Consider the following 3,624-nt stretch of genomic DNA (forward strand, 5'->3'; position numbering starts at 1 on the left):
AAGATGGAAAATTAGAAAAAGTAATTTCTGGAGAAATAGAAATAATAGATGATGAATAAATCATCATCCATATCCCCCACTATTTTTGTTAATTAATTATATAATACAGATTCATTTTTGTTAATTAATTATATAATACAGATTCAAAGTCATTATTTTTACATACTTCAACTGTTTTATCAAATGTATCACAAACAGCACTGACTAATTCATCCATAGTTAATTTATCAGAATCCTTTGCAGCCCAATCAAAACGTACAGTTTTTGAAGCTCCCGGCATACCTACAGCAGGTATTGTGATAATATTATAATTATCAATTAAAAGCATAGAATATACTGTTGCTATAACATCTGCATCCATATCCACTTTAGCTCCACGTTTTTCAACTTCAGCCTTTATTTCTTCTTCCTTAAACATGAAACCTGTGGGAGTTGTTTGTGGATTTAATTGTTTATCTAATAATTTTTGATATAATTCATCTTTTTGTTTAAATGCTTCTTGAATTCTCTCTGGAGAATATTTTTCTAAACCCTTAATCATACCAACAATAAGTGGTGCTTGTGCTTCTAGTCCATACTGATTAACAACTAATTTTATTTTATCAATAATTTCAGTACTTCCAGCCATTAATCCACCACGTGGACCTTCCATTAATTTATCAGTACTTGTAACTGATATGTCAGCACCTAAATCTATAGCTGTTGGTTGATTATATACTGCTCTTCTTATTCTTGCACCAGATGCATCATCCACTGCTACAATAACATCTTTTTCTTTTGCCTGTTTAATAACTCTTTTAAAGTCTTCCACACTAATTACTTCTAAATCCATTGTAGTGCCTGTTATAAAAACAAGTGATGTATTATCATCTATTTTAAATTCATCAAGATTAGTGTATTCTTCATAGTCTGCTCCAACAAGTTTAGCAGTACGTGGTATAGATGGATGTGCTGGTTTTTTTGCAAGGAAATGTACAATTTTTGTTCCAGGTTTTACAAGAGCTATAATCATTGCAACAATACCACTAGTTGTACGATTTACTGGTAATATTTTTTCTCCACCTAAATGTTTAATACCTAACTTTTGAACTTTCTGTTCATAAACAGCAGGTCCTGCATATGTTTCAAGTAATGATATGTCTTCTGGTGTTATATCAAAACCACCAGCAAGACCAGTTAAATCTATTAAACTATCAATACCATCAGTTTCAATCTTATCTTTAATTATTTTAAGTCCTTTTTCTCTTCTTTTTACTTCATTTAATGTTATTGACATGATTTCACTTCATCTAAAATTAATACTAAAACAAAATAATTAGTATATATTATAATGTGTAATAGATACTATAAAAATTGTAATAAAAAAAAAGTGTTTATAAAAATCATAGCCCCAAGATCTTTACAAAAATCATAGTAAAAATTTTAAAGAGATAGGATTTCTACAAAGCCATGTTTTATAAATACTACAGAAAAAAAGATATGATAAATGTAGAAAAATACTTAATCTACATTTACTGTAAATACATCACTAAATAATTCAATAATAAGTTCAAGTTGTTCATCAGTAAAGCTTATGATTGTAACATCATCATTTTCCTTAACAAAATATTCAGCATTTACAATAGATCCATCATCATTCATATAAATATATATTCCATCATTTATACCATTTTCAGAACCATCTAATGTTATTACAAATTTTATTAACATATCTACTGATTTAACATTTTCAAAACCATAATCTGGATTTGTTCTTTTATCTTGAAGAGCATTATTTAGCTCAACCATTCTTCTTCCTAATCTATCAACGTTACTTTCCATATAATTCCCCTTTTTTTTAATACTCGAAAAACAACTATTTATTAGTTTCTTTCTTATACTACTTATTTATTATGATATATTCATATATTATGTTTAATATACTTTAATACTATATTCTAATTAATAAGTATATTATAAAAATCTATTGAAAATTATTATAATAAAATATAATATGCTCTAAGACTAAGGAGGTAGATACTTGACTGATAAAAAATCCAAACTAGCCTCAGGTAGTATTATTATTCTACTTGGTTCCATAATTCTCAGATTAGGCGGATTTATTTATAGATTTATTTTAAGTAGACTTTTAACTACAACAGGATATGGTATAGTAGGATTAACATTACCATTTCAAAATATTTTTATTATAGGAGCATCAGGAGGAGTACCTCCAGCAATAGCAAAATATGTGTCAGAATATAAGGCAGTTGATGATAAGAAGATGGTTCATCAAATCATTATAACTGGTTTGAAATTAATGATATTCATGGCACTACTAGCAGCAGTTATAATGTTTTTAATATCAGAACCTATAGCAATAGGAATATGGCACAAACCCGAAGCATTACTGCCATTACGATTAGTTGCACTAATAATACCATTTAGTATAATTGTAGGAGCACTAAGAGGAGTTTTCCAAGGATTTTATCAAATGACTTACATATTCTATAGTAAGTTTATTGAACAAATATTCACATTGATTTTTGCCATAATACTAGTACTTATTGGATGGTATGCAGCAGGAGCAGTTCTTGGTACTGCAATAGGATTTTTAATGGCACTACTTGGATCATATTATCTTTTTAAAACTGATATGAAGAAAAACTATTTAAATGGAAACTATGAACCAATAACATTTAAGGAAGAACTTGGATTAATTCTTAAAATATTTAAATTCTCAATACCAGTTGTAATATCAGGTGTTGCAGAAATATTTTTATATGATACTGGAACATTCTTCATTGGTATGTTTTTACCAACATTATTTGCAGGTTTCTATACAAATGCAAGTGCAATTGCAAGAATACCACTTATAATATCAAATTCCATATCCACATCAGTACTTCCAGCAACTAGTGAAGCAAGTAGTCTAAAGAATAGGGAATTACTTAAATTATATATTCATCAATCATACAGATACACAACACTAACAACACTACCAGTATCAGCATTCATAATGGTATTTGCAGCACCAATTATGTCAATACTATTTGGTAAAGAATATGTTCCTGGAGCTAGTGCTCTATGGATACTTGTTACTGGAATGTTTTTCTTCTCAATATATCTTATAGGAAGTAGTATGTGTCAAGGTCTTGGAAAACCACAAAAACCAATGTATGCACTGATAATAGGAGCTATAGTGAATATGGTACTTAGCTTTATTTTAATACCACGTTATGGTATAGCTGGTGCAGCATTTGCAACAACAATATCAACATGTCTTCTTATGATAATAACAATGTATGATTTAACAAAGATTACTTCAATTCATGCACCATACTTAGACATGATAAAGATGTTTATTGCATCGTTTGTCATGATTGGTATGATGTATGTTGTACCACAAAATATTCTTGGTATGATAATTGGTGGAATAATTGGAAGTATATTGTACTTGGCCATAGTGGTCTTTACTAAGGCAATAAAAAGGGATGATGTTGTATTTATTGAACATATTGCAAATAAAACAGGTCCACTTAAAAAATACCTAGATCCAGTAGTTAGATTTATCTACAACTACACAGACTAAAATAAGTATCACCACCCTTTTTCTATTTTTTTAATGATAAAAATCTATTTCAT

General features: G+C 28.6%; 3 protein-coding genes. 1 reads left to right on the forward strand and 2 read right to left on the reverse strand.

The features are described from left to right. Window positions 1–124: 124 nt before the first annotated feature. Together A9758_RS01860 and A9758_RS01865 are read right to left on the reverse strand one after the other, a co-directional pair. A complete protein-coding gene (locus A9758_RS01860) occupies window positions 125–1,276 on the reverse strand; it encodes a TIGR03576 family pyridoxal phosphate-dependent enzyme (RefSeq protein WP_011406503.1) in 1,152 nt (383 codons plus the stop codon). A gap of 224 nt (window positions 1,277–1,500) precedes the next feature. Then, complete coding sequence (locus tag A9758_RS01865; protein WP_011406504.1) at window positions 1,501–1,821, reverse strand: hypothetical protein; 321 nt, start codon at window positions 1,819–1,821, stop codon at window positions 1,501–1,503. 199 nt (window positions 1,822–2,020) lie between these two features. Between A9758_RS01865 and A9758_RS01870 the strand changes: the two genes are divergently transcribed. Beyond that, on the forward strand, window positions 2,021–3,571 hold the full coding sequence (locus A9758_RS01870) for a flippase (RefSeq protein WP_011406505.1): 1,551 nt from the start codon (window positions 2,021–2,023) through the stop codon (window positions 3,569–3,571). The last annotated feature ends 53 nt before the right edge of the window (window positions 3,572–3,624 follow it).

Source organism: Methanosphaera sp. A6 (genome assembly GCF_001729395.1).
Classification (GTDB): domain Archaea; phylum Methanobacteriota; class Methanobacteria; order Methanobacteriales; family Methanobacteriaceae; genus Methanosphaera; species Methanosphaera stadtmanae.